Below are 920 nucleotides of genomic sequence, written 5' to 3'. Positions count from 1 at the left end.
CCACTCCGCCGCGGCCCTCGCCGACGAGCGCCGGGCCGTCACCAAGGCCCTGGTCGATGCGGAGCGGATGGCCGAGGAGGCCAACCGCGCCCGCGCCGCCGCCGAGAACCGCGCCGCCGAGACGCTCGACGAGCTCGAGCGCTCGGCGATGGCCCAGCAAGCGGCCCTCGCGAGTGTCCAGTCCGAGCTCCTCCGGGCCGAACAGCAGTCCCTCGAGCAGGCCCAGGCCCGCGCCGCCGCCGAGCAACAGGCCACCGAGCAGGCCCAGGCCCGCGCCGCCGCCGAGCAACAGGCCACCGAGCAGGCCCAGGCCCGCGCCGCCGCCGAGCAGCAGACCCTCGAACAGGTTCAAGCCCGCGCCGCCGCCGAACAACAGGCCGCCGAGCAGGCCCAGGCCCGCGCCGCCGCCGAACAACAGGCCGCCGAACAGGCCCAGGCCCGTGCCGCCGCCGAGCAGCAAGCCGCCGAACAGGCCCAGGCCCGCGCCGCCGCCGAACAACAGGCCGCCGAACAGGCCCAGGCCCGCGCCGCCGCCGAGACACGCGCGGCCGCCCTCGCCCTCGAGATCGAAGAGGCCCGCGCGCGAGCCGCCGAGCTCCAGGTCGCGACGCTCGAGGCCCAGGCGCGCGCTGACGAGCAGATCCGCGCGGCCGCGGCCACGCGGCAGTCGGTCGACGACTCCAAGCCGGTCGTCGCCGAGAGCCTCTCGACCGGGACGCCCCTCGAGGAGGCCGAGGCCCGCGCCGCGGCGCTCGAGGCCGCCACCCGCGAGGCCCAGGCCCACGCCGAGGAACAGCTGCGCGCAGCCGCCGAGGCCCGGCGTGCCGCCGAGGAGCTGGCCGCCGTCGAGGCCGCTGCCCGCGAGGCAGCCGAGGCGGAGGCCGCTGCTGCGGCAGCCGCCGAGGCTCAGGCGCTCGCTG

General features: G+C 78.7%; 1 protein-coding gene. It reads left to right on the top strand.

Annotation, left to right across the window (positions count from 1 at the left end):
* On the top strand, positions 1-920 hold a 920-nt coding region (locus H0487_RS22735), incomplete at both ends, for a hypothetical protein (RefSeq protein WP_220793717.1).

It is taken from the genome of Nocardioides stalactiti (assembly GCF_014180715.1).
GTDB lineage: Bacteria > Actinomycetota > Actinomycetes > Propionibacteriales > Nocardioidaceae > Nocardioides > Nocardioides stalactiti.
Note: the sequence above shows the minus strand (reverse complement) of the source record. Positions and strands in the feature narration are given on the sequence as shown.